Consider the following 25,035-nt stretch of genomic DNA (forward strand, 5'->3'; position numbering starts at 1 on the left):
GGCGCGACGGGAATCGCGCCTGGGATCATGGGGTGAACCTATGAACGGCTCCTTGCCGGGTCAAGGACGCTCACGCCGAGATGAAGGGATGCCAGCGCCGCGTCCAGCGCGGGGGCTGAAATCTCCATATATTCAACGGCCTCGGTCCAGAGCAGGACGGCCCTGACGGGCTTTTGGGGATAAAGCTGCGATAGCACCGCCCGGTACAGCGCAAGCTGCCGGACATAGGCGGTGGGGGCCTCAGCCGCGTTTTTGGGCGCGGCCTGGTTGGTCTTGAAATCCACGATCAAAACCTCATCCGGACGCACGACCAGCCGGTCGATCTGCCCCGACACCAGCGCCGGCGTGCGGCCCGGCCGCTCCAATTTGCCGACAATGGCGACCTCGGCCCGGCTGCCGGCAGCGAAGACCGGCGCAAAACGCGGTTCGGTGATCAGGGCCAGCACCTTGTCGGCCAAAGCGGCGCGGTCGGCTTCCGGCCAGTCCGCGGCGTTGCGGGCCATGAAGCCGAGCGCGGCCTCGCGCCGGCGCTCGATGGCGATGTCGGGCAGGGATTGCAGCAGCCGGTGCACCAGCGTGCCGCGTTGCAATGCAAGGGCGCGGGACTGGACCGATTCGCCTGATCGCACCGCGCGCCCTTCCCCGGTCGGTTGTCCGGAGGGACGCACCGGATCGTCGTCGGCGGTCTCGCGGGGTGCCGGCGCAAGCAGCCAATCGGGCAGGGCGACGGTCCGGTCTACGGACGTCGCCGGTGTGCCGAGCGCCGCGACATCCTCCGGCCGGGCGAATCGGGTCACCTTGCCGAGCGGCGTCTCGATGACCTGCTTGTCGAGGCCCGCGCCGGCGAGCCCGGTGTCGATCAGGTCATACCAGCTCAGCTTGCGGACCGCCTTCCTGTTGCCCGGCAGGCAGCCCCCGACGATCAGCCGATCCGCCGCGCGGGTCATCGCAACGTAGAGCAGGCGGCGATACTCATCCTCGGTCTCCTCGAGCATCGCGTTGCGCGCTTCGGCAACCGGTTTGGGATCGTCCGCCTTGCGGCCGGCCCAGACCACGACCTCGCCGCCATTGCCGCGCGGGACGTGGATCAGTTGAAGTCGCTGCGAATCCGCAGGCGATGAGGTGGTGTCGACCATGAACACGACGGAGGCCTCCAGGCCCTTGGCGCCATGCACCGTCATTACCCGCACCTCGTCGCGCGAGATCTCCATGTCGCGCTTCACCTCGGTGTCGGCCGAGCGCAGCCAGGCCATGAAGCCCTGCAGCGAGGCCGGCGCCTTGCGCTCGTAGTTCAGCGCGAGCTCCAGGAATTCGTCGAGCGCGTCATTGGCCTCATGGCCGAGCCGGCGCAGGATGCGCGCACGGCCGCCGTCGCCGCCGAGGAGCCAGGCGTAGAAGGCGAACGGCGTCTCCTCGCGTGCGCGGATCTCGCAGGCCTCGAGCCGGCGCAATGCGGTCGCGAATTTCTCGTCTGTGGAAGCATGCTCGCCCAGCGCGCGGCGCAGCGATCCCTTTCGGTCATGGGCCAGTTGGAACAGGTCGTCGTCATCGAGCCCGAACAGCGGGCTCTTCAGCGCCACCGCCAGCGCAAGATCGTCCTGCGGCAGTAGCAGCGCGTCGGCGAGATTCATCAGATCGATGATGGCGATGTGTTCGGTGAGCTTGAGCCGGTCGGCGCCCGCGACCGGAACGCCAGCGTGCTTCAGCGCCTGGATCACGGCGTCGAACGCGTTACCGCGCCGGCGCACCAGGATCAGCATGTCGCCGTAGCGCAATGGACGGCGCTCGCCCTCATGTCCCGTCAGCGTGCCGCTCTCGACCAGCCGCTTGATCTCGGCCTGGATGCGGCGCGCGAGCTTCACTTCGGGGCTGGTGACGGCGACCCCGTCGAAGGGGGCGCGCCAGCCCTCGATGTCCTGCCTGTCATCGGCTTCCGCGAGATCCCACAGTTCGATCACGCTCGGCCCTGCATCGGCGAGCGCATTGTGCAGGGGATGGCCGATGTCGATAGAATGGATGCTCTTGTAGATCTGGGGCTCGCGGAAGACATGATCGACCGAGTTCAGGATCGTTGCGCCCGAACGGAACGAATAGGTGAAGGCGACCGGGTCGAACTTGAGCCCGGCGGCTTTGAACCTGCGGTCCAACTCTCGCTTTCGCTTGTCGAACTCGTGCGGGTCGGCGCCCTGGAACGAGAAGATCGACTGCTTCTCGTCGCCGACCGCGAACACAGTGCGGTTCAGCCCCTCGCGCGCGCCTTCGCCGGCCGTGAACTCCGAGATGATGTGCGCGACGATGTCCCATTGCCGCGGGCTGGTGTCCTGGGCCTCGTCGATCAAGACGTGATCGACGCCGCGGTCGAGCTTGTAATGCACCCAGCCCGAGGCGACGCGGTTGAGCATCGCCAGCGTCTTGTCGATGAGGTCGTCGTAGTCGAGCAGGCCGCGCTCCTGCTTCTCGCGGCGGTAGTTTGCGGCGGCGGCAGTCGCGATATGCAGCAGGGCCGCGGTGCGGTCGCGCATGGTCACCGCGCGACGCTTCTCGATCAGCTCACCGAGCCGCTGCGCCTCGTTCTCGAACAGGCGGGTAACGGACGGGTTGTGATCGCAAAATTTCTTGGTCAGAACCGCCTTGCGCGGCAGCTTCTCGTCGGTGAGGAAGACGCAGAGATAGGCATCGACCTGCGCGCTGCCGGAAAAGGCTTTTGCTTCGCGCAGCCGGCCGGCCTGGTCGTTGTCGGACTTGCTGCCATCCTCCAGCGCAAAGGCGATGTCGTCCCAGCGCGACCGCGGCAGGAATGGGCCGTCGAGAATCTCCGTTTCGACGTCCTCAATACGATCGCGCGCATCGACGCCGAGCACAGCCGCCATCTGTTCGACCGCCGCCCCGGCGTTGCCGGCTTCATCGGTCCAGGCCATGAAATGATCGCGGCTGAGGCACGCCTCACGCACGACCTCCTTGAAGGTCACATCGGCCGCGCTTGCCATGGCGGTCAGCAGCGCTCGGCCGGTGATGCTGTCCGGATCACGCGCGGCCTCCAGCAGCACCTTCAGATTGGCGCGCTCCATCATGTCGGTCTGGTCGCGCTCGTCGATCACGGAAAAGCGCGCCGGCACATTGGCCTCGAACGGAAACTGCTGGAGCAGGCGGGTGCAGAGAGCGTGGATGGTCTGCACCTTCAAGCCGCCCGGTGTCTCCAGCGCGCAGGCGAACAGTTTTCGCGCGTCACGACGCAGTTTTCGGTCCGGATGCGGGATGCCGACGGCGCGGATCGCGGCATCGAGCGCGGTATCATCCAGCGTCACCCAATGACCGAGCGTCGTGAACACGCGCTCGGCCATGTTGGCGGCGGCGGCCTTGGTGAAGGTGATGCAGAGGATTTTTTCCGGCGGCACGCCAGACAGCAACAGGCGGATCACGCGCTGCACCAGCACATGCGTCTTGCCCGAGCCGGCATTGGCCGACACGAAGGCCGAGGCGGTCGGATCCGACGCGCGCGCCTGCCGCGCGCGCACCTCGTCGGGAATGGGCCGCGGTGCCTTTACCATTCCTCGATCCCCAATCCGCCGGCCGCGGACCATTCCTTGATCCGGGCGAGGTCGTCATAGGCGCCATAGCGGTTCGTCCACATCGGCAGGTTCAGCGAGGTGTAAGGCTGATTCTCGTCCTCAAAAGCGCGGATCAGGGCCTCCAGCTTGGCTCGCGCCTCGGCAGCTGCCGTATCCGGCGGCTGCGGCTCGTCACCCTGCTTGAACTTGAGCTGGAGAATGCGCTCCTCGCCCGGCGGATTGTTCCCGCTGAGACGGATATAGACGAGCTGGCTCACGGAGGCGCCAGCATCGATATTGGGAAAGCCGCCTTCGCGCAGAATCGCGGCCTCCAGGGTCAGCTGCGGCGAGAGGCCCATGCGGACCTGCTTGCCGGTCGGCGGCTGTCCGGTCTTGTAGTCGAGGATGGCGTAGCTGCCGCCCGTGCGGCGTTCGATGCGGTCGGCGCGCGCGGAAAGATAGAAAGTGCGCGCATTGTCGAGCCGGATCGAGATTTCGCCGCGGGTCTCCGCGGTGATCGCCTCGATCGCCTCGCGGCGCACGGTCTCCCATTCGCCAAACCAGCGCGCGATGCGCTGGAAGCGCGGCCACCACAGCGCTCGCGCCTCGGGGCGCTCCATCAGCGGCGCAAAATACTTTTCACCGATCGCGCGCAGCACGCGGGCGGGATCGTCGGGCAGGCGCGTGGCATAGGCTTCGGTGAATTCGCCAAGCGCATCGTGGATGGCCGAGCCGCGGTCGGCGGCCGACAGCGGCATATCGACGGGATCGAGCGCATCGAGCCGCAAGATGTGCTTGGCGTAGATCGTGTAGGGATCGCGCAGCCAATCCTCGATCGTGGTGACCGACATTTTTAGCGGTCGCACCGCGCGCGGCGGCCGCGGCTCGGGCTGCTTGATCGGTTGGACTTCGGCGGGCTGGTCGAGCGCGCCGGCGAACTGCACATATTTCTCACCGGCCCGAACGGCCGCCTTCCAATGATCGTCGCCGGCAACCGCTTCCAACCGGTGCAGGAAGCGCGAAGCAACCGCCGGCGCGCCGCCGGCCTTGGCGGAATGGGTGAGGATGACTTCGTCGCCGCCGAGCAGCTGTGCGAAGTCGTGTGCGGACAGGCCGATGCGGCGCTCCGGCAGATCGAGACCGAGCTCGTGCCGCATCGGTCGGCTGAGCCAGGGGTCGATCCGTGGCGACGGCGGCCAGACGCCTTCGATCAGGCCGCCGATGATGATGCGGTCGGCCTGCATCAGGCGCGATTCCAGCGGGCCGTAGATCTGCAGCTGCGCGCCTGGCTTGTCCCGCCGCCGTACCGCGCGATCGCCGAACGCGGTCTGGAACACATCAGGATAATCGGACAGCGGCACCATCAATCCGCTGGTCGTGCCGCCGCGCAGGAGGTCGTCGAAGACGCCGGCGAGCGCGAGGCCCTCGCGCTCCTCGAAGGCCAGCGGAATGCCCTGTTCGTCCAGCGACAGCTCGATCATGATCTCGCGATGCCGATGCGCGAGCTCGGCGAAGTCGAATGGCTTTGACGATACGAGGCTTTCGATCGGCGCCAACGCCTTCTGCAAGGCATCGATCAGCGTCTGGATGCGATCGATATCCTCGGCCTTGAGCCGCGCGCGTGGCTCGGCCTTGTGGAGTGCGGAGACCTCGCTGCGCCAGAGCTTTGTCAGCTCGTCGCGAAAGCGGTTGAACTCGCGCAAGAGACCGCCCGTGCCGGCAGGCGGGCGCGTGCCGCGCAACATCGCGAGCTCCAGCCCTTCGATCGCCGCTTTCCACGCGCCCGCCGCGCGGCCGAGCCGGCACAGCGGATGCTTCAGCATCGCCAGCAATGTCGGCGGCTCCAGGCCCTTTGTCGCGGCCTCTGCCACGAGTCGTGCAAAGACCCCGGCGGATGTTTCCATCAGCACGTCACCGCCGGAATCGTCGAAATCGAGATCCCATCGCGTCAGCGCCGCCATCACCCGTCGCGCCAGCGCACGATCGGGCGTCACCAGCGCCGCCGACTTGTCGAGATGTCGTGATTCGCGCATCGCAATCGCGATCGCGAGCGCTTCCATCTCAGGGTTGGGCGCTTCGACGACGGCAAGGTTTGTCATGCCGCCGGCGATCTTTGCAGCGACATCCGGTTGTTTCAGCCGGTCGTGCCAGACTTCCGTCTTGGCTGACGGCCGCATCGATTCCGAGGCGAGCAGGTCGCGGCCGCCTTCTGCCGGCGGCTGGAGAATGTCAACGTCGCTGCGCTTGATGCCAAACCGATCCAGCAGCGCATTCATGGCATATTGCGGATGGTTCGACGCCGGATGCTCCGCGAATTTGCCGAGCGCATCGCGAACGCCGCCGATGGTCCGCCAGGCATCGTCATCGAGATCGGTGTCGAGGCCCGGCAGCACCACGGCGCCATGCGGCAGCGATGCGACGGCGTGCAGGAATTTGGCGGTGGCGGGCATCGAGCCGGTCGAGCCCGCCGCGATCACGGGGCCATTGGGATGCGCAGTCAGGCGTTTGGCTTCCGCCGCGATCAGGAGATCGCGCCGTGCCGCGGGTTCGATCCGCTTGATCTCGGCGAGATGAGCGGGCCAGGCGATGCGCGCGATGCGCAGAAATTCGAGCGAGTGCTGCCAGTAGCGGTCGAGGTTATCAGGCACGAGGCCATCGAGCGCGTTCCAGTCGACGCCGCGCGTGACCATGTCGTCGATCAGGCGTGCGAGGTCGCCGGCGAGAGCAAGCGTGGAAGCGGGGCCGCCGACCACCAGCGGCGCCAGCACCGGACCCTTGGCCCAGGCGGCGACGAGCTGCGCCAGCGTCAGCCGCCGTTCGAGCTCGCCGAGCCGCGGCGGAATGTCGAGCGGCGTTGAGCCGGAAAACTGCTCGGCTTCATCGGCGAAGGCGAGTTCGTCCTCGTCGATGTCGCCGAGCGCAACGATGCGCGGCAGCACCACCGCGTCGGCCTTCATCTCGTCGAGGAAGATCTCGCGCACAACGCGCATCGCGCGGCGGGTCGGCAGGTACAGCGTGACGTCCGCCAGCCGGGCCGGTTCCTTGCGCGCCTCGAATCCGTCGACCAGCCGTCCGTCGAGCAGGCTCGTGACGACAGTGCGCAAGAACGGAACTGAGATGGGAACGCTGAGAACGCGCATGAGCTGCCTGATTCGAAGGATCACGCAATATAGGGAGCCGGGCGCGGATGGTCATGGGCCGGGGCGGGATCTTCCCCGCTGTCCCACTGTCATTCCGGGTTCACGCTCACGCGCGCCCCGGAATGACGGGAGGCGCCACGCCCCGCTCCCCGCTGCCGTAGGGTGGGCAAAGGCGCGCTTGCGCCGTGCCCACGTATCTCTCAGTGAGTTTTTCAGCTTGATTTCGTGGGCACGCTTCGCTTTGCCCACCCTACGGCACCATCTTCGAGGCTGGCTTACGCCACGCTCTCCAGGAACGCCTCTTCCGCGGCGTGCACCGCGTCGGGGGTGCCGACATGCATCCAGACGCCGTCGAGGCGGAGGCCGAACAGCCGCTCCTGCTCGTTGGCGCGGTCGAACATCTTTGTCAGCGAGAACTCCCCCTTCGGGGCGTCTTCGAAGATCGACGGCGACAGGATCGCGGCGCCGGCATAGACGAACGGAACGACCTCTTTTTCCTTGCGCTTGCGCAGGGCGCCATCGGGCAGCATGCCGTAGTCGCCGCGGCCGCTATAGCCGATGCTGGTCGCGGTCGGCGCCATCAGGAGCAGAATGTCCATGCGCTCAGGGTCGAAGTTTTCAGCGAGCCGCATCAGGTTCGAGCGCACGCCGTCGATCCACAGCGTGTCGGAATTGACGTGGAAGAACGGCGCATCGCCGAGCAGCGGCAGCGCCTTGACCACGCCGCCGCCAGTGCCGAGCACCTGGTCGCGTTCGTCGGAGATGGTCACGCGCGGATGCTGGCGCGATGCGGTGTGATCGATGATCTGGTCGGGCAGGTAATGCACGTTGACCACGGCCTCGGTCACGCCGGCATGGCCGAGCTTGTCGAGCACGTGGTCGAGCAGCGGTTGACCGGCCACCGGTACCATCGGCTTCGGCATCTTGTCCGTCAGCGGACGCATGCGCAGGCCGAATCCTGCGGCGAGCACCATGGCTTTGGTCGGTTTGACGGACATCCTTCGCTTTCTCAGACCTTTCGCGTTCGCAGCAATCCTAACACGAGGTTCGATCAGCCGCACCGCATCTCAACCGCCTTAACCAGCCGCCGTGACGGTTGTACGACGGGTGTTGCCATCATGCCCCGACGGCTGTGGAACGCGCCTTTTTCTTCTTGTCGCCGAGCTTGAGGAAATTGACGCCGATCTGGTCGCCATTGACCCAGGCCAGCTCGCAGCGCCGGTAGGCCAAGCCGGTGGACGACAGCAGGAGAAAGAACTCTTTCAGATGCAGGCCCTCGACCGAGCCGTCGATGGTCAGCTTGGCGCCGGTTTCGGAGACGTCCTCCATGGTGCAGTCGCGCCGCCAGGTGCCGTCGATCCCCATCATCTGGGCCGAAATCCCGCGCTCGAAAACAACCCTGCTGTTGCCGCGCTGGTCCGTCTTTACCGCCATGTGCCCGCTCCAGCCCCGTATTTATTCGGCTGCCTTGCCGCCAGAATACCGACGTTTTGGCTAACAGCCGGTAAATCGGGCCCAAATCAGGCCCTCGGCGGTGGGACGTTGGCGAGATACCAGTCGCGCAAGGCGCTCAGCGCCGGATGCGCCAGCGAGCGCTGGAGATAGGTCCAGATACGCGGCTGGTGACGGAGGTAATGCGGCTTGCCGTCGCGGCGGTTGAGGCGGGCGAAGGTGCCGAGCAGGCGCGTGTTCCGCTGCGCCGACATGATGGCGTAGAGCTCGGCGAAGCCCGCGGCGTCGAAGCCTGCATCGTTCGCGCGGCGTGCTTTGATGTAGCGCGACAGCAGGGTCAGCTCGACCGTCTCGGGCACGTCGATGCGGGCGTCCTGAAGCAGCGAGACGACGTCGTAGGATTGCGGTCCGAGCACGGTGTCCTGGAAATCGATCACGCCGACGCGTTCGATGCCGCTGCGATCCCCGAGCCAGATCAGATTGGGCGAGTGGTAGTCGCGTATGACCCACGTCCTCGGCGCCGCCAGCGGCTTCCTCAGCAGCTCGCGCCACATCGCGAAGAATTCCGTGCGCTTTTCGTCGCTCAGCGGCGCGTTGCGGTCGGGCAGATACCATTCCGGCATCAGGCCGATTTCGATCAAGAGCGCGTCGATGTCGAAGACCGGGATGTCGTAGCTCTGGCCCGCCAGCGGCAGGGCTTCCGGCAGCGTCTTGGCGTGCAGCCTGGCCAGCACGTCGGTCGCAACCTCGTAGCGCTCGGCAATCGGCCGCGCCGGCTCGCCCTCGATCACGCCTTCACTGCCGAAATCCTCGGTGATCAGAAAGCCATGGTTGAGATCGGAATGGTGGATTGCGGGCGCCGAGATGCCCTGGGCGCGCAGCCCTTCGTCGATTGCGACGAAGGGCTTTACATTCTCGGCGAGATGCACCGCGGCGCTGTAGGATTTTCCGTTGTACATCGTAGCACCATCAGGGCGCTGCGGGAAGTTCATGAGGATGACGATCGCCTCGTCGCGCAGCAGCCGCGCATAGGAGCGGGTCGAGGCGTCACCGGCCATGCGCTTGCGCGTCGCATCCATGTAGCCCGAGGCGTCGAGGAATTCACGCAGCGACTTCAGCCGCGCGACTTGCGCGGCACCCTTGCCGTAGCCGGTGATGTCGGCGGCGCGTGCAGTCGAGCCCAGCGCCGGCCGATGCGTCAACGCGATGTCGATGCGGTCTTGCGGCATCGCCGACGGCGCGCGCTCGGGCCATTCGATCAGGACGAGGGTGGCATCCGGGAGCGGCGACAGCCCGATCTCCTCGAGCTCGCTCTCGTCCTCGACGCGGTAGAGATCGGCATGCATCACCGGAAACGGCGGCAGCTCGTAGCCCTGCACCAACGTGAAGGTCGGGCTCGGCACCTCCAGCGCGTCGTCGCCCGCGAGGTAGCGGATCAGGCTGCGCGCCGCCGCGGTCTTGCCGGCACCGAGATCGCCGGTGAGGGTGATGACGTCGCCGGGGCCGACCAGCAGCGCGAGGTCGGCCATCAATTGCGCGGTAGCCGTCTCGTTGTGGAGCGCGACGGAGAATGTGACGGGTTCTGTCATTCGGCGGCGTCGCGATGCGCCGCCTGGTCGGTCGGGAAGTCGCAGATCACGACCGTGCCCCGGCCGACGATCGAATCCACCCGCACCTTGCCGCCATGCAGCTCGACGAAGGAGCGCACCAGCGACAGGCCGAGCCCGGCGCCGCGGTGACGCGAGCCCTGCGAGCGGCTTTCGAACCAGTTGAACACCTTGTCCTTCATGTCGGCAGGTATTCCAGGTCCTGAATCTGTCACGGTGAAGACCACGCTGCGCTCGGTGCGCCGCGCGCTGATTCCGACGGTGGAATCCTGTGGAGAAAACCCGACGGCGTTGGCGAGGAGGTTATAGAGCACCTGTACCACGCGCTTCTCGTCGCCGATGAAGCTGCCGATATCGGGCGCGATCTCGACCTTGAGGCGGATACGGTCGGTGGCGAGCCGGTCCTGGATGCCCTCGGCGGCAAGCTCGATGGTCTTGCTGACGTCGACCGGGCCGAGTTCCAACTTCATCGCGCCGGCGTCGATGGTGGCGAGATCGAGGATGTTGTTGGTCAGCGCCAGTAGGGCGTTGGTCGATTTGGTGACGTAGTCGAGATATTCGGCTTGTTTTGGGGTGAGCGGCCCGGTCGAGGGATCGCTGAGGAAGTGCGCGAAACCGATGATGGTGGTGAGCGGCGAGCGCAGCTCGTAGGAGACGTGGTGGACGAAATCCACCTTCATCTGGTCCGCGGCCTCCAGCGCCTCGTTGCGCTCGCGCAGGGCGCGCTCGACGTTCTCGGTGTCCGTGATGTCCTGGAACGTCAGCATGGTCGCGCCGTCATGCAGCGGGCGGATCATGCCGTCGAGCACGCTGCCGTCCTTGCGTTCCAGCTTCAGCGGAACGTCGGCGCGGCTCTCGATCGAGGTGACGGCCTCGCGGATCTGGCGCCAGACCGCGGGATCGTCGAACAGCTGGTGGCACCAGCCTTCGACGGTCTGGATGTGCGGCTCGTCGCGCATGGCATCGCTCGACAGCTTCCACATCCGGACGAAGGCCGGGTTGAACAGTTGCGCCTTGCCGTTGCTGCCGAACACCGCGACGCCCTCGGCGAGGCTGTCCAGCGTTTCGCGCTGGACGCGGATCATGCCGTCGAAGCGGCGGGCGAGCTCGAGGCTCTCGGTGACGTCGTCGAACAGATAGGTGACGCCGCCTTCCGGGTTCGGCGTGGTGACGACCGAGAGCGCGCGGCCGTCGGGGAGATACCAGGTGTCCTTGGTCGTCTCGACCGCGCGATAGGCCTCGTGCAGTTTTGATTTCCAGGCGCGGAAATCGGGCTGCTCCGGCAGCTTGCGCGCGGCGCGAAGCTGGTCGAGCACGCTGGAATCATCAGGATTGGCGTCGAGGAAGCTGCGGTCCAGGTCCCACAGCCGGCGGTAGGAATCGTTGTAGAAGGCGAGCCGGCGCTGACCGTCGAACACGGCCACGCCGGAGGAGAGCTGATCCAGCGTGCGGCGATGCGCCTCCGCCATCCGCACCAGCGCCGAACTGAGCGCATCCGCCTCGCTGGCATCGATGGCGACGCCCACGCTGCCGCTGCCGACATTGACGGCGCGCACGTCGTAGATTCGGCGCTCGCCGCTGATCACGATCGGCAGCCGCGCGTTGAAATTGGCCGCGTCCTTCAGTCCCCGCTCCATCGCGGTGCGGTCGGCGCTGTCGAGCAGCTCGAGCTTGCGCTCCTGCGCGTCGGTGACGTTGTTCGCCTCGGTGGCACGGACATAGGCCGGGTTGGCGTAGGTCAGCGCGCCGTTCTCGCTCTTGGCCCAGATTGGCCAGGGTGCGGCGGCGGCAAAGCCGCGCAGCATCTCGGTCTCGTCGGAGAGCGCATTGTAGCGCAGATTGGTCTCGGCCAGATCGCGGCGGAGCCCCGAGAGTTCGCGAATCCGGACAATGGCCTGGCCGCCGATAGCACGGCCGATGGCCTCCAGCGTGTGGCCATGCGCGGTGGTCAGCGTCAGCTGGAACCCGTCGCCCCGGTCGCGGAGTGCATCGACCGCATGATCCATCTGCAGCGCGGGTTCCGGCGGCAGCCAGGTTCCGAATGCGAGCACGCGTTGCGGCGAGGAATCGCGCGGCAGCACCATGGAGATGTCGCCGGAGATCTGCGCGCGATTGTCGCCGGCCGGCCAGGAGATCAGGATTTGCGGCTCGGCGAACAGCAGCGCGCCGAAACGATCGGCCTGGAGCTGCAGTTCCCCGATTCGGGCGCGCAGCTGCGCCTCGTTCTTGGCCGTGCGCACGCGCGTGCGCATCAACAGGATCGCGGCCATCACCGAGAAGCCGAGCAGGGCCAGCGCGGTGGCGAGCACCGCGAGTTCCTGCCGGTTGAAATCCAGCATGATGGAAAGGGTGTCGATGAGGTCGGCGGCCTCGGCCGGCGCAGCCGGCAGCAGCGCTGCAAGAGCGCCTCCCAACAAGCCGTTGCGCACGAGCGATGTGCACGACAGCAGCGTCCGACGCATCGACACGATCACGCCTGACATAGTTGCCCCAAGATCGCACGGATTTGCGCGCGGCGACCCCCGTCGCGCGCGAATCAAAAGACAATACCCTCACCGTGACTCCGCCGGTAAGAGTCCAGATCGTGAACGTAAAGATGGTCCCTAAAAAATGCCCGGCGCGGTGTTCCCGCTCACGTAGTTCTTTGGGATGATTCGGCTGGGATCGCCGTGTGTTAGCGCGTAACGCGGATGCTCGCGCGGCGCGGAAGGTGCGCTCCCTCCCCCGCTTGCGGGGGAGGGTCGGGGGAGAGGGTGTCTCCGCGACGAAGACTCCCCAGAGGTGAAAACCCTCACCCGCGCCTTTGGCGCGACCTCTCCCGCAAGCGGGAGAGGTGTACCCACGCACAGCTCGGTTAGCGGCCGGTCGAGCCGAAGCCGCCGGCGCCGCGATCGGTGGTCGACAAGGTAGTCACGGGAACCAGCGCGGCCTGCACCACGGGCGCGATCACCATCTGGGCGATTCGCTCGCCGCGCTTGATCACGAAGCCGGCTTGGCTGTGATTGATCAGGATCACCTTGATCTCGCCGCGGTAGTCCGCGTCGATCGTGCCCGGCGAGTTCAGCACGGTGACGCCGTGCTTGGCCGCAAGACCCGAGCGCGGCCGCACCTGCGCCTCGTGCCCGGGCGGCAATGCGATCGCAAGCCCCGTCGGCACCAGCGCATATTGGCCGGGTGCCAGCGTGAGGGGTTCGTTGTCAGGAACGGCGGCCATCAGGTCGAGGCCCGCGGCCTCCGCCGTCTGATAGGCCGGCATTGGCAGGCCGTCCGCATGGGCGAGGCGTTGCAGTTCGACAGTGACCTTCGTGCTCAAGATGCCGGCTCCCCGGATTTGTCGCTCACGCTTTTTGCGACATGCGCGACCAGTTCGATGGCGACCTGTTCCTTGGTCATCACCGGCCAGGAATCAACTGCAATCTCGCCGTTCTTCTCGCCGTCCTTGCGGCTGATCAAATGCACCGTGTTGCGGTCGCCGCCCATCACGCCGGTCGCCGGCGAGACGTCGTTGGCGACGATCCAATCGCAGCCCTTGCGCGCGAGTTTTGATTTGGCGTTGTCGATGAGGTGCTCGGTCTCGGCGGCAAAGCCGATCACCAGCGGCGGGCGCTTGTCGGTCAACTTCGAGATGGTGGCGAGGATGTCGGGGTTCTCGACCAGCTGTAGCGGCGGCATGCCGGCCGAGGTCTTCTTCAGCTTCTGCTCGCCTTCATTGGCGACGCGCCAGTCGGCGACGGCGGCGGCGAAGATCGCGATGTCGGCGGGGAGCGAGGCCTGCACCTGCTCCAGCATCTGCCGCGCCGATTCGACATGCTTCACCGTCACGCCCTGGGGATCGCTGAGCTCGACGGGACCGCTCACCAGAATCACCTCGGCGCCGGCGGCCTGCGCGGCGGCGGCAATGGCAAAGCCCTGCTTGCCGGAGGAGCGGTTGGCGATGTAGCGCACCGGATCGATCGGTTCGTGCGTCGGACCTGCGGTGATCAGCACGCGCTTGCCGGCAAGCGGCTTCGGCACCGGCGGCCGCAGCAGACGCTCGGCGGCTGTGGCGATCTCGATCGCTTCGGACATGCGGCCGGTTCCGGCCTCACCGGCTTCTGCCATCTCGCCCGAATTAGGCCCGATCAGCACCACGCCGTCGCGCTGGAGCAAGCCGACGTTGCGGCGCGTCGCCGCATTGTTCCACATCAGCGGGTTCATCGCCGGCGCCAGCAGCACCTTGCGGTTGGTTGCGAGCAGAATGGCGCTGGCGAGATCGTCGGCATGGCCGTTCGCCATCTTCGCCATCAGGTCGGCGGTGGCGGGCGCCACCACGATCAGATCGCAGTCGCGCGCGAGGCGAATATGGCCGGCGTCGAACTCGCTCTGGGGGTCGAACAGATCGGTATAGACGCGCTCATGCGAGAGTGCGCTCACGGCCAGCGGCGTGACGAATTGCTGCGCGGCTTTGGTCAGGACGCAGCGGACCTCGACGCGGCGCTCCTTCAGCCTCCGGATCAGGTCAAGGGATTTATAGGCGGCGATGCCGCCGCCGATGATCAGGGTGACACTGGCCTCGGGAAGGGCGCCGGTGCGCTGGGGCGTGATGGCGGTGGAGGCGGCCGGAGGCGCCGAAAACGGCGTCAGCGGCTCCTCGCGGCCCTCGATCAGCTCCCGCAGGATGACCCGGACCTCTTCCTCGACCGATCTGCGGTTCTTGGCCGAGCGCAGCCGCAGATAGGTTTTGACGTTGTCGTCCAGTTTGCGGATGGTCAGGCTTGCCACGACGCCCTCCAGCACAGAATGATAGCGATGCTATCATCGGTATGATTGCAATGCAATCATAGATTCCGGACGGCGATCAGGATGCCGATGAAGGTCGCGGCAATGATCCAGAGCGCGACGGTGCGCCAGCGGTTCTTGCGGCCCTCGCTGCGTCCCATCGCGGCGATGCTCTCCGGCGACAGCCCGATGCCCTCCCGCGTCATGGTCTCGAGCTGCTCCAGCACCTTCACCGACCGCTCGGCGATCTCCGGCAGGCGCATCAGCACGCGCACGATGTCTCCGGTTCCGGCGAGCGCCCCCTGCACCCGGCCGATCGGGCCCAGATTGCGCTCGATCCATTCGCGCACCACGGGGTCGGCAATCTTCCAGATGTCGAGCTTGGGATCGAAGCCGCGCGCCACGCCTTCGACCACCACCATGGTCTTCTGCAGCAGGATCAACTCGGGCCGCGTCGTCATGTCGAACAGGCCGGTGACCTCGAGCAGCAGCGTCAGCAGCCGCGCCATCGAGATCTCTTCCGCCGTGCGGTTGTGAATCGGCTCGCCGATGGCGCGGATCGCCTGCGCGAAATTCTCGACCGAGTGATGCGCGGGCACGTAGCCCGCCTCGAAATGCACCTCGGCGACCCGGCGATAATCGCGGGTGATGAAGCCGAGCAGGATTTCGGCGAGGAAGCGCCGCTCCTTCATGCCGAGCCGGCCCATGATGCCGAAATCGACCGCGACGAGACGGCCGGCGTCATCCAGGAACAGATTGCCCGGATGCATGTCGGCATGGAAGAAGCCGTCGCGCAGCGCGTGGCGCAGGAAGCTCTGGATCACCTTGCGGCCAAGATCGGGCAGGTCGACCTGTGCCTCCGCCAGGCGCTTGTGGTCGTTCAGCGCGATGCCGTCGATCCACTCCATCGTCAACACGTTGTGTGTGGTGCGATCCCAGTCGACTGTCGGCACGCGGAAGTCAGGGTCGTCGCGCGTGTTCTCCGCCATCTCCGACAGCGCAGCCGCCTCCAGCCGCAGGTCCATCTCCATGGCGACCGAGCGCGACATGGTGTTGATGACCTCGATGAGGCGCAGCCGCCGTGCTTCCGCCGAGTAGGTCTCCGCCTTGTGCGCGACGAAGAAGAAGTCGGAGAGATCGCGGCGGAAGCGCGCGGCCACGTTCGGCCTGAGCACCTTGACCGCGACCGACGTGCGGATCCCGGCGCGCAAGACTTCGCCGCGATGCACCTGCGCGATCGAGGCGGCCGCGACGGGGGGGCCGAAGCTCACGAACACGTCCTTCAGAGGCCGCTCCAGCGACGTCGCGATGGCGACCTCGGCTTCGTCCTGCGGAAATGGCGGCAGGCGGTCCTGGAGGCTTTCGAGATCGCGCGCCATGATGACGCCGACGACGTCGGGGCGCGTGGCCAGGAATTGTCCGAGCTTGAGATAGGCGGGGCCCATTCGGGTGAGAGCCCGCGAGATCCGCGGGCCGTGCTTGGTGCCGCGACGTTCGACCAGCCGCGCCAGCTTCAGCGCGAGCTGTCCCGGCGGCGGCACCAGGCTTGGATCGACCGAGCCGAACACGCCCTCGCGGGCAAACACGAACGCGGCGCGGATCAGGCGCGCAATGTGGTTAAAGGCAGAGATCACAAACGCCAGCCCGAATGCAGTGCGACGATGCCGCCGGACAATGTCTGCCAGCTGACGCGGGCAAAGCCGGCGTCGCGGATCATGTCTGCGAAGGCGTTGGGTTTTGGAAACTTGCGGATCGATTCGACGAGATATTGATAGGACTCGGCATCGCCCGTGATCATGCGGCCGAGCGGCGGGATCACCTTGAACGAAAACAGGTCATAAAGGCGATCGAGCCCCGGCATCTCGACGCTGGAGAATTCCAGGCAGAGGAAGCGGCTGCCGGGCTTCAGCACGCGATAGGCTTCTTGCAGCGCCAGATCGATCCGGGGCACGTTGCGAATGCCGAAAGCGATCGTATATGCGTCGAAGCTGCGATCGGCGAAGCCAAGCGCTTCGGCATTGCCTTCGACGAAATCGACCCGGGTTTCGAGATGCCGCTTGACGGCGCGCTCGCGGCCGACGGCGAGCATGTCGGTGTTGATGTCGCAGACCGTGGCATGGAAGCCGGCACCTGCGGCCTTGGCGGCGCGGAACGAGATGTCGCCGGTGCCGCCGGCCACGTCGAGCAGCGCGAACGGCCGATCGCTCCTGGGCGGGTCCAGCGCCGTGATCATGATGTCCTTCCAGACCCGGTGCAGGCCGCCGGACATCAAATCGTTCATCAAATCATAGCGCGACGCCACGCTGTGAAACACATCGTTCACCAGCGTCTGCTTGTCGCCCAGGGGGACGTCCCTGAAGCCAAAATGCGTGGTTTCGCCCCGCCGATCCATTACTCTACTCCACTGGGCGGACCATAGCGCGCCCGCCGCAATGGCGCTATCACACCGCCCTCATAAGGTGAATGCCTGACCATGCCTGAATTGCCCGAAGTCGAGACCGTCCGCCGCGGCCTTCAGCCCGTCATGGAGGGTGCGAAAATCCTCAATGCGGAGGCCCGCCGGCCCGATTTGCGCTTCCCGTTCCAACCGGATTTCGTGGCCCGGCTCAAGGGCCAGGTCGTCACGGGGCTCGGCCGCCGCGCAAAATATCTCATGGCCGATCTCGCCTCCGGCGACGTGCTCTTGATGCATCTGGGCATGTCGGGCTCGTTCCGTGTCATCAAGCCGGACAACGACGTGCAGCCCGGCGAGTTTCACTATCCGAAGGCCAAGGATTCCGCGCACGACCACGTGCTGTTTCGGATGTCCTCCGGTGCCGACATCGTCTTCAACGATCCGCGCCGTTTCGGTTACATGAAAGTGATCGCCCGCAACGCGCTCGAGGAGGAGCCGTTGCTGCGCGGGCTCGGCCCCGAGCCGCTCGGCAACGAGTTCGATGCCGCGATGCTGGCGCGCTCCTGCGCCGGCAAGACCACGAGCCTGAAGGCGGCGCTGCTCGACCAGCGCGTGGTCGCCGGGCTCGGCAACATCTATGTCTGCGAAGCCCTGCATCGCTCGCATCTGTCGCCGCGCCGGATCGCCGCGACGCTCGCGACCAAAGCCGGACAACGCAAAGGCGTTGCCGGGGGCGAACCGACCGATCACGCCAAGCGATTGGTCAGCGCGATCCACACCGTGCTGAACGACGCCATCAAGGCCGGCGGCTCATCACTGCGCGACCATCGCCAGACCTCGGGCGAGCTCGGCTATTTCCAGCACTCGTTCAAGGTCTATGACCGCGAAGGCGAGAAGTGCACGACGCCGCGCTGCGGCGGCACGATCAAGCGCTTCACCCAGAACGGTCGCTCCACCTTCTGGTGTGCGAAATGTCAGAAGTGACGTAGCCCGTAGCCCGGATGGAGCGCAGCGCAATCCGGGATCTTCGCTCAAGGGATGCAGGCGTCCCGGATTGCGCTACGCTCCATCCGGGCTACGAAAGCGACTCTCGGCTTCAGTGCCAAGCTGCAGCAACAGATTCCGTCATTGCGAGGAGCCCTCTGCGACGAAGCAATCCAGACTTCCGCCGCGGCGGGATTCTGGATTGCTTCGCTGCGCTCGCAATGACGATGGGGATAGGGCGTTTTCAAAAAACGCGAAGCGAAGCAATCCGGCCGGGCTGGTGGCTGGATTGCTTCGTCGCTGGGGCCCTTCCGGATGGTGAAGGGCCGACTGCCGTCTGAGCGATCGCCCCGCTCAGGACGCCAGCGTCGTGGTCTCGTCCGCCGAAAGCTCGGCGGCGGCATGCAGCATGCCGTCCGCGCCCGACATGACTTGGTCGATCAGGACGCCGGTTGTCGCAGCGAGTTCGAGCCGGGCCTCAATCCAGCGCCAGAGACCGCGAATCTCGTCCGCCGACTTTCCGTTCGGCGCGAATTCGCTGACGGCAAGGCCGTTCGCGAGCGAGTCCTGGTGATCGTTGCGCGTCACGATCAGCGGGCGCGCGAGCACCTCGGCGAGATCAAGCGCGGCTTCCTCGGCGAGCGTGTTGGCGGCGTTATCGATGCGCTGGCCGCGGATCGGCGTCTGGTTCAGCACGAAGCTGTAGGGCCGCTTCCAGGCGCGCGCGACGCTGAGCGTCGAGGCGGTTGCCTCGATATCGGCGACGCTCGGGCGGGCCGGGATCAAGCAGAGATCGGAATGACGGATCGCCGCGGTGGTCGCAGCGCTGAGGCCGGCGGCAGTGTCGACGATCGCGAGCTGCAGGCCGCTGTCGGCCAGCATCTTCAGGCGCGGCGCGATGTCGGCGGCATGGTAGATCGGCTCGACGACGAGATCATCGGCGGTACGGCGGCGCTGCCAGTTGGACAGGGTGCCCTGCGGGTCGGTCTCGATCATGCGGACGGTGAAGCCCGCCTGCTTGGCCGCGAGTGCGATGCCGATGGTGAGCGTGCTCTTGCCACTGCCACCCTTTTGGGTGGCCAGTACGATCGTGTGCATTTGAAGATCAATCCTTTGGAGTGCTTGGGTCAGGAATACGCCACGCGAACGTGCATCGATCTCGATGCTGAGCTCTTCTCGCTCAGGACGTGCCGGCCCGATCCAAAGGGGATCGCGGAGGTCCGAATCAGCAGTAGCGATGATGGCGGAATAGGGAATGCCAGCTAATCCGTACCATTACTGGACCCGTAGTGGTACGTGTGACGATGCTCGCGGCGTAGTTGATCTGGTGCCCCCGACGCAGCGGAGCGGCATGTCATGCCGTACCGCGTCCCGAACACGAGAGCGTGGCGCTGCCCTACTTCCGGACGCAGATCACGCGGACGACGGCGGCTTTCGCATCCGTCGACGTGCCATTCGCGGCGACTCCGTTCGCCTTCAGGAAATCACGCACCGCGTCCGCGGATACCATCACGGCCTGCGACGCCGGCACCGATGTCGCGGGTCCCGCCACCATTGCCGGCTTCAACAGCGCAATGCCGGCGAACCTGCCGTCGCCGTCGAGCGCCGGACCACCGGAAAACCCGACTGCCGGCGGCGGGGACAGCATGGAATCGCTGCTCGGGACCGGCGCCAGTGCGGCTTTGACGATCGACACGCCGCCCGCGCCGCCCTGGCTCTGCGGATCGGCGATGCCGACGACATCCACGTTCGTCTTTGTCGCACCGCCAGCAAGGTTGAACGGCTTCAGGCCGCGTGCGCCGTAGATGTGCAACAGCGCGAGACCGCGCTCCTTGTCATCAGTGAGACGGTCGGCACTGCCATGGCCGGCGATCGTGATCGCGAGGCAGCCGTCGGTGACGAGGCGGTCGGTGACGATCGCGCCGTCGTCACTGACGACGATGCCGGTGCCGTACTCGACGGTCTTGCGCGGCGGCGGCCCGGCCTGCGGCCCAGGCGGAAATGCATTGAAGGCGCTCGACATCGCGATCACGACCGGCTCGACCGTGTTTTCGGTCGCCTGGTCGTAGAGGATCGTCATGGTACGGACCTCGTCGCCCTTGAAGGTGCCACGGACGTAAAACTTCTTCAGACCCTGCAAGCCCGACAGCACGAAGAAGTCGGGCTTCACCACGGTGTAGTCGATCTTGCGCCCGGACGGCTCCTTCTCCAGGTCGGCCAGCTTGGCCGTTGTCGGGTTTGCCTCCTTGCGGCGGCTGAGCAGCACCTGAACCGTTCCGGTTGGCGAGGTCCATTTCGAGCCATTGGCGTCGCTCGCCTGCTGCGGCACCAGTTTTGAGGGGATGCCAAGCCGGGCGCCGCTGGTCGGCTCCGTCACGATCTTCCAGCCGACGCTGTCCTGCTTCTTTCGGGCCGTCTCGGCCAGCGCGGCGCGCTCCTGCGGATTGAGCACGCCGGTCGGCTTGCCGCCCTTGGCCTTCTGGTATTCCTTGATGGCGTTGACCATGCGTTCGCTGACGTCGCCGGTGATGGCGCCGTTATACTGGCCGACCCAGGCGAGGTCGGACTGCAGCGACAGCCGCTCTGCTTTTGCCATGGCATCGGCCGTCGCCGACGGCGTCTGCATTGCGGGAGGCTTGACCGGAACGGTCTGAACCGTTTTCGGGGTGGTGCCGGGGATTTGTGGCGCCGTCATCTGGGCGTTCGCGCCTGTGGCAGCCGCAAACATCAAGATTGCCGCAAGCATCGATCTCATGACAAATCCAACCAGCCCATTGAACGCAATGCCATTGAAGCACATCTCGTTGGTCGCGAACAATGTTGGGGTGGTTCAGGCCGGTGGTCGAGCCGCAGCCAAGTCCTCAGACTGAGGAGCGGCCGCAAGGCCGCGTCTCGAAGGATGGCCCCGGGCGAGATCGGGGCCTGCATGGTTCGAGACGGCGCTTCGCGCCTCCTCATCATGAGGGGAGGGAGTTGGAAGGACGACGATGCTGAGCCCGGACGAACTCGAACGTTATGCCCGCCATATCGTGCTGCGCGATGTCGGTGGTCCCGGCCAGGCCGCGCTGAAGCGGGCGTCTGTGCTGGTGATCGGGGCCGGCGGCCTTGGTGCGCCCGCTCTGATGTATCTGGCCGCTGCCGGCGTCGGGACGCTCGGTGTGGTCGACGACGACGTGGTGTCGCTGTCCAACCTTCAGCGCCAGGTGATCCACACGACGCCCGATATCGGCCGGCACAAGGTCGAGAGCGCGGCGGAGCGGATCGCGGCGCTCAATCCGCATGTCCGCTTCGTCGGCCATGCCACCTGGCTGAATGCCGACAATGCGCTCAGCCTGATCGGCGACTACGATCTCGTGCTCGACGGCTCCGACAATTTCTCGACGCGCTACCTGGTCTCGGACGCCTGCTTCTTCGCGAAGAGGCCGCTGATTACCGCCGCGCTCGGCACCTTCGACGGCTCGCTGACCACCATCCGCGCGCATGAGACGAACGAGCAGGGTGAATTCAACCCGACCTATCGCTGCCTGTTTCCGGAGGCGCCGCCGCCCGGCACCGTACCGGCCTGCGCGGAAGCTGGCGTCATGGGCGCGCTGGCGGGCGTGCTCGGCTCGATGATGGCACTGGAGGCAATCCGCGAGATCGTCGGTTTCGGCGACGGCCTGATCGGCCGCCTCCTGATGATCGATGCGCGCGCAATGCGCTTCGAGACGCTGCGCTACGGGCGCGATCCGGCCAACCCGCTCAACGGCGACGGGCCTGTGGTCACCGACCTCAACGCCCATCGCACCTGATTGCCGCGGTTACGCCGTGGCCGGTTTCTCGCTGTCGAGATGCGCCATCTGCTCGGCGGCGTAGCGCGTTCCGGAAGCGACATCCGGCGGGAAGGCTTTTGCCAGCGCAGCGAGATGGGCCTGTGTCAGCGTGAACCTGGTCGATCCGAGCGCCTCGGTGAGACGATTGCGAGTTCTTGCTCCGACCAGCGGCACGATCTCCTTACCCTGCGCCGCCACCCAGGCGATCGCGACCTGCGCCGGCGTTGCTCCGACGTCGTTCGCAACCGTGCGAAGCGATTCGACGAGCGCGAGATTGGCATCGAGGTTCGCGCCCTGGAAACGCGGCGTCATCAGCCGGTAGTCTCTGCCGGCTTTGCCGCTGTCCCTGGTCCAGTGGCCGCTGATCAGGCCGCGCGCCAAGACGCCATAAGCCGTGATGCCGATGCCGAGCTCGCGGCAGGTCTTGAGGATATCGCGTTCGATGCCACGCTCGATCAGCGAATATTCGATCTGGAGATCAGCGATCGGATGCACGGCGTGCGCGCGGCGGATGGTGTCGGAGCCGACCTCGGACAGGCCGATATGCCTGATGTAGCCGGCCTTCACGAGATCGGCGAGGCCGCCAATGGTCTCCTCGATGGGAATGCTGGGGTCGAGCCGCGCGGGGCGATAGATGTCGATATAGTCGGTGCCGAGGCGTTGCAGTGAATAGGCGAGGAAGTTTTTGGTCGCGGCTGGCCTGGTGTCCATGCCGGCGAACTCGCCGGCGGGACCACGCAGCGCGCCGAACTTCACGCTGATCTGCACCTTGTCGCGTGCGACGTCCTTCACGGCATCGCGCACCAGCATCTCGTTGTGGCCCATGGCGTAGAAGTCGCCGGTGTCCAACAAGGTGATGCCGGCATCGATCGCCGCCTGCACCGTGGCAATGCCCTCGCCGCGATCGGCGGGGCCATAGAGCTCCGACATACCCATGCAGCCGAGGCCGAGGGCCGAGACGGTGGGACCGGTTGAACCGAGTTTACGCTGTTCCATGATGGCTCTCCTCGAAAGGCGGCTGACGGCGCCGCGTGACGAGGCCAGATATGCGCCTGCCCGATTGCGCCGATAAGCTGGACAATCTGGAATGGCTTGTTCACACTGGCGAACAATGACTGAGCCCGATTTGCGCGATCTCGATGTCTTCGTGGCGGTCGCCCGCACCCGCAATTTCCGGCGTGCGGCGGTCGAAATTCGTGTGTCCGTGTCGAGCCTTAGCCAGCGGCTGCGAGACCTGGAGGAGCGCCTCGGCGTCCGCCTGATGAACCGCACCACCCGCAGCGTCGCCCTGACCGAGGCGGGCGAACTGTTGCTGTCGCGGGTGGCGCCGGCGCTGCGCGATGTTGGCGATGCGCTCGATCAGGTGCGGGGCCTTCGCGAGGTCGCCTCGGGCCGCCTGCGCATCAATGCGCCGCCGCCGGCGGTCGATCTCGTGCTGGCGCCGATGGTCGGGCCGTTTCTTAGCGCGCATCCGCAGGTCGATCTCGACATCGTCTCGGAAAGCGGCTTCGTCGATATCGTCAGTGCCGGCTTCGATGCCGGCGTGCGCTATGGCGAACATCTCGCGCAGGACATGGTGGCGATCCCGCTGAGTGGACCGCAGAGCTATGTGGTGGTCGCGTCGCCCGATTACCTCGCGCGCCGCGCCAAGCCGCATCATCCGAAGGATCTGCTCGATCATGATTGCATCCGCGCGCGCTATTCGAGCGGCGTCCTGCACGATTGGGAGTTCGAGAAGGCCGGCCAGGTCGTGAAGGTCGATCCGCCCGCAAAACTGATCTCGACCAACATGAACCTTGCGATGCGCGCGGCGCTCGACGGCGTCGGCATCTGGGCGACGCTCGATGGCTATGTCGGCGATGCCCTGAAGTCCGGCACGCTGGTCAGCTTGATGGAAGATTGGTGCGAACCGTTCCCGGGCCCGTTCCTGTACTACCCGAGCCGGCGCCAGACGCCGCCCGCGCTGCGCGCCTTCATCGATTTCGTCGCCGACTGGCGCAAGCGCGAAACGCGCAGGTAGGAGACCCTCATGGTGAGAAGGCGCGAAGCGCCGTCTCGAACCATGCAGGCCCGGCTCTCGCCCGTGGCCATCCTTCGAGACGCCGCTTCGCGGCTCCTCAGGATGAGGTCGGGGGGCTTGTCACGCAGCCGGATAGTCTTCAGAGCATGCTCGGCAGCACGCGGTCCGGCGGCTTGTGCGCGTCGAGGAAGGTGCGGATGTTGATGATCACCTTCTCGCCCATCTCGACGCGGCCTTCGATCGTGGCCGAGCCCATGTGCGGCAGCAGCGTCACCTTGCCGGCCTTGGCGAGCCGCACCAGTTTCGGATTGACCGCGGGTTCGTGCTCATAGACGTCGAGCCCGGCGCCGCCGATCTCGCCGCCTTCGATCAGCTTGATCAGCGTGTCCTCGTCGGTGACCTCGCCGCGCGCGGTGTTGACGATATAGGCGTCTTTCCGGATCAGCTTCAGCCTGCGCGCCGAGAGCAAATGATAGGTCGCCGGCGTATGCGGACAGTTCACCGAGATGATGTCCATCCGTGCCAGCATCTGGTCGAGGCTTTCCCAATAGGTTGCGCCAAGCTCTTCGGCGATCTTTGGCGCCACGGGGCGGCGGTTGTGATAGTGGATCTGCAGGCCGAAAGCGCGGGCGCGGCGTGCGACCGCCTGGCCGATGCGGCCCATGCCGATGATGCCGAGCCGCTTGCCGCCGATGCGGTGGCCGAGCATCCAGGTCGGCGACCAGCCCGGCCAGGATTTTCCTTCAGTCAAAATCGAGGCGCCTTCGATCATCCGCCTTGGAACGGCGAGGATCAGCGCCATGGTCATGTCGGCGGTGTCCTCGGTCAGGACTTTCGGCGTGTTGGTGACGGTGATGCCGCGGGCGTGCGCGGCTTCGACGTCGATATTGTCGACGCCGTTGCCGAAATTGGCGATCAGCCGCAGCTTGCAGTCGGGCTGGTTGACGATGTCGGCGGTGATATGGTCGGTGACGGTCGGAACCAGTACGTCGGCGGTGCGCGCGGCTTCCGCGATCTGGTCGGCGGACATCGGCGTGTCCTCGAGATTGATCCGCGCGTCGAACAATTCGCGCATCCGCGTCTCGATCGAATCCGGCAGCTTGCGCGTCACCACGACGAGGGGCTTTTTCTTCACCGACATGTCCTGCTCTCATGAGGCGTCGCGGGCCGCCTCTGTCGCCAAAGGCCGGCCGTTGAGGCCTCATTAACCCGGTTGTTCGACACTGCCCTTGCCGTGTCCGTCCCCGGCGTTTCCTCCAAGCTCTCCCGAGATTTCCGGCCGGAAAATCGGGGCAAACTGGTTGTTCAAGTGCCCGTCC

General features: G+C 66.1%; 17 protein-coding genes. 3 read left to right on the top strand and 14 right to left on the bottom strand.

What is annotated here, in order from left to right:
* Positions 1-38 precede the first annotated feature (38 nt).
* The 10 genes from addA to ubiE form a co-directional block, all read right to left on the bottom strand.
* Positions 39-3,548 (bottom strand): double-strand break repair helicase AddA, encoded by a 3,510-nt coding sequence (addA, locus tag IVB26_RS00600; RefSeq protein WP_247970151.1) that lies wholly within the window; start codon positions 3,546-3,548, stop codon positions 39-41.
* Positions 3,542-6,688 (bottom strand): double-strand break repair protein AddB, encoded by a 3,147-nt coding sequence (addB, locus tag IVB26_RS00605; protein WP_247970152.1) that lies wholly within the window; start codon positions 6,686-6,688, stop codon positions 3,542-3,544. The genes addA and addB overlap by 7 nt, the downstream gene beginning before the upstream one ends.
* A gap of 275 nt (positions 6,689-6,963) precedes the next feature.
* A complete protein-coding gene (locus IVB26_RS00610; protein WP_247970153.1) occupies positions 6,964-7,686 on the bottom strand; it encodes a nucleotidyltransferase family protein in 723 nt (240 codons plus the stop codon).
* A gap of 118 nt (positions 7,687-7,804) precedes the next feature.
* On the bottom strand, positions 7,805-8,122 hold the full coding sequence (locus IVB26_RS00615) for a PilZ domain-containing protein (protein ID WP_018323417.1): 318 nt from the start codon (positions 8,120-8,122) through the stop codon (positions 7,805-7,807).
* 86 nt (positions 8,123-8,208) lie between these two features.
* Positions 8,209-9,729, bottom strand: a complete 1,521-nt coding sequence (tsaE, locus tag IVB26_RS00620) for a tRNA (adenosine(37)-N6)-threonylcarbamoyltransferase complex ATPase subunit type 1 TsaE (RefSeq protein WP_247970154.1) — start codon at positions 9,727-9,729, stop codon at positions 8,209-8,211.
* On the bottom strand, positions 9,726-12,230 hold the full coding sequence (locus IVB26_RS00625; RefSeq protein ID WP_247970155.1) for a sensor histidine kinase: 2,505 nt from the start codon (positions 12,228-12,230) through the stop codon (positions 9,726-9,728). Before IVB26_RS00625 ends, tsaE begins: the two co-directional genes overlap by 4 nt.
* Positions 12,231-12,601: 371 nt before the next feature.
* Positions 12,602-13,060, bottom strand: a complete 459-nt coding sequence (gene dut, locus IVB26_RS00630) for a dUTP diphosphatase (protein WP_247970156.1) — start codon at positions 13,058-13,060, stop codon at positions 12,602-12,604.
* A complete protein-coding gene (coaBC, locus tag IVB26_RS00635) occupies positions 13,057-14,508 on the bottom strand; it encodes a bifunctional phosphopantothenoylcysteine decarboxylase/phosphopantothenate--cysteine ligase CoaBC (RefSeq protein ID WP_247970157.1) in 1,452 nt (483 codons plus the stop codon). Before coaBC ends, dut begins: the two co-directional genes overlap by 4 nt.
* A 56-nt stretch (positions 14,509-14,564) precedes the next feature.
* Positions 14,565-16,139 carry a 2-polyprenylphenol 6-hydroxylase gene (ubiB, locus tag IVB26_RS00640; RefSeq protein WP_247970158.1) on the bottom strand — a complete coding sequence of 525 codons (1,575 nt, stop codon included), beginning with the start codon at positions 16,137-16,139 and terminating at the stop codon, positions 14,565-14,567.
* Entirely contained in the window at positions 16,136-16,897 is a 762-nt protein-coding gene (gene ubiE, locus IVB26_RS00645; RefSeq protein WP_247970159.1) for a bifunctional demethylmenaquinone methyltransferase/2-methoxy-6-polyprenyl-1,4-benzoquinol methylase UbiE, read from the bottom strand. Before ubiE ends, ubiB begins: the two co-directional genes overlap by 4 nt.
* Before the next feature lie 81 nt (positions 16,898-16,978).
* On the opposite strand from ubiE, the gene mutM reads away from it, so the two are divergent.
* Positions 16,979-17,884 carry a bifunctional DNA-formamidopyrimidine glycosylase/DNA-(apurinic or apyrimidinic site) lyase gene (gene mutM, locus IVB26_RS00650; RefSeq protein WP_247970160.1) on the top strand — a complete coding sequence of 302 codons (906 nt, stop codon included), beginning with the start codon at positions 16,979-16,981 and terminating at the stop codon, positions 17,882-17,884.
* A 354-nt stretch (positions 17,885-18,238) separates the two neighbouring features.
* On the opposite strand, the gene IVB26_RS00655 is transcribed toward mutM, so the two are convergent.
* Together IVB26_RS00655 and IVB26_RS00660 are read right to left on the bottom strand one after the other, a co-directional pair.
* Complete coding sequence (locus IVB26_RS00655; RefSeq protein WP_247970161.1) at positions 18,239-18,982, bottom strand: ParA family protein; 744 nt, start codon at positions 18,980-18,982, stop codon at positions 18,239-18,241.
* A gap of 298 nt (positions 18,983-19,280) precedes the next feature.
* Positions 19,281-20,639: a peptidoglycan-binding protein gene (locus IVB26_RS00660; protein WP_247970162.1), complete on the bottom strand. Its 1,359-nt coding sequence runs from the start codon at positions 20,637-20,639 to the stop codon at positions 19,281-19,283.
* 232 nt (positions 20,640-20,871) lie between these two features.
* Here IVB26_RS00660 and IVB26_RS00665 point away from each other — a divergent pair, with 232 nt between their 5' ends.
* Complete coding sequence (locus IVB26_RS00665) at positions 20,872-21,675, top strand: HesA/MoeB/ThiF family protein (RefSeq protein WP_246922458.1); 804 nt, start codon at positions 20,872-20,874, stop codon at positions 21,673-21,675.
* A 9-nt stretch (positions 21,676-21,684) separates the two neighbouring features.
* On the opposite strand, the gene IVB26_RS00670 is transcribed toward IVB26_RS00665, so the two are convergent.
* Positions 21,685-22,692, bottom strand: a complete 1,008-nt coding sequence (locus tag IVB26_RS00670; protein ID WP_247970163.1) for an aldo/keto reductase — start codon at positions 22,690-22,692, stop codon at positions 21,685-21,687.
* A gap of 115 nt (positions 22,693-22,807) precedes the next feature.
* On the opposite strand from IVB26_RS00670, the gene IVB26_RS00675 reads away from it, so the two are divergent.
* Positions 22,808-23,716, top strand: coding sequence for a LysR family transcriptional regulator (locus tag IVB26_RS00675; protein ID WP_247970164.1), 909 nt, complete (start codon positions 22,808-22,810; stop codon positions 23,714-23,716).
* A 139-nt stretch (positions 23,717-23,855) separates the two neighbouring features.
* Here the strand turns inward: IVB26_RS00675 and IVB26_RS00680 are convergent, their stop codons facing one another.
* Entirely contained in the window at positions 23,856-24,857 is a 1,002-nt protein-coding gene (locus IVB26_RS00680; RefSeq protein ID WP_247970165.1) for a 2-hydroxyacid dehydrogenase, read from the bottom strand.
* Between the last annotated feature and the right edge of the window lie 178 nt (positions 24,858-25,035).

The organism is Bradyrhizobium sp. 195 (genome assembly GCF_023101665.1).
Taxonomy (GTDB): domain Bacteria; phylum Pseudomonadota; class Alphaproteobacteria; order Rhizobiales; family Xanthobacteraceae; genus Bradyrhizobium.

Coding starts and splice junctions, on each gene's coding strand:
- addA (WP_247970151.1), bottom strand. CDS start 3,548: ATGGTAAAGGCACCGCGGCCCATTCCCGACGAGGTGCGCGCGCGGCAG.
- addB (WP_247970152.1), bottom strand. CDS start 6,688: ATGCGCGTTCTCAGCGTTCCCATCTCAGTTCCGTTCTTGCGCACTGTC.
- IVB26_RS00610 (WP_247970153.1), bottom strand. CDS start 7,686: ATGTCCGTCAAACCGACCAAAGCCATGGTGCTCGCCGCAGGATTCGGC.
- IVB26_RS00615 (WP_018323417.1), bottom strand. CDS start 8,122: ATGGCGGTAAAGACGGACCAGCGCGGCAACAGCAGGGTTGTTTTCGAG.
- tsaE (WP_247970154.1), bottom strand. CDS start 9,729: ATGACAGAACCCGTCACATTCTCCGTCGCGCTCCACAACGAGACGGCT.
- IVB26_RS00625 (WP_247970155.1), bottom strand. CDS start 12,230: ATGTCAGGCGTGATCGTGTCGATGCGTCGGACGCTGCTGTCGTGCACA.
- ubiE (WP_247970159.1), bottom strand. CDS start 16,897: ATGGATCGGCGGGGCGAAACCACGCATTTTGGCTTCAGGGACGTCCCC.
- mutM (WP_247970160.1), top strand. CDS start 16,979: ATGCCTGAATTGCCCGAAGTCGAGACCGTCCGCCGCGGCCTTCAGCCC.
- IVB26_RS00655 (WP_247970161.1), bottom strand. CDS start 18,982: ATGCACACGATCGTACTGGCCACCCAAAAGGGTGGCAGTGGCAAGAGC.
- IVB26_RS00660 (WP_247970162.1), bottom strand. CDS start 20,639: ATGAGATCGATGCTTGCGGCAATCTTGATGTTTGCGGCTGCCACAGGC.
- IVB26_RS00665 (WP_246922458.1), top strand. CDS start 20,872: ATGCTGAGCCCGGACGAACTCGAACGTTATGCCCGCCATATCGTGCTG.
- IVB26_RS00670 (WP_247970163.1), bottom strand. CDS start 22,692: ATGGAACAGCGTAAACTCGGTTCAACCGGTCCCACCGTCTCGGCCCTC.
- IVB26_RS00675 (WP_247970164.1), top strand. CDS start 22,808: ATGACTGAGCCCGATTTGCGCGATCTCGATGTCTTCGTGGCGGTCGCC.
- IVB26_RS00680 (WP_247970165.1), bottom strand. CDS start 24,857: ATGTCGGTGAAGAAAAAGCCCCTCGTCGTGGTGACGCGCAAGCTGCCG.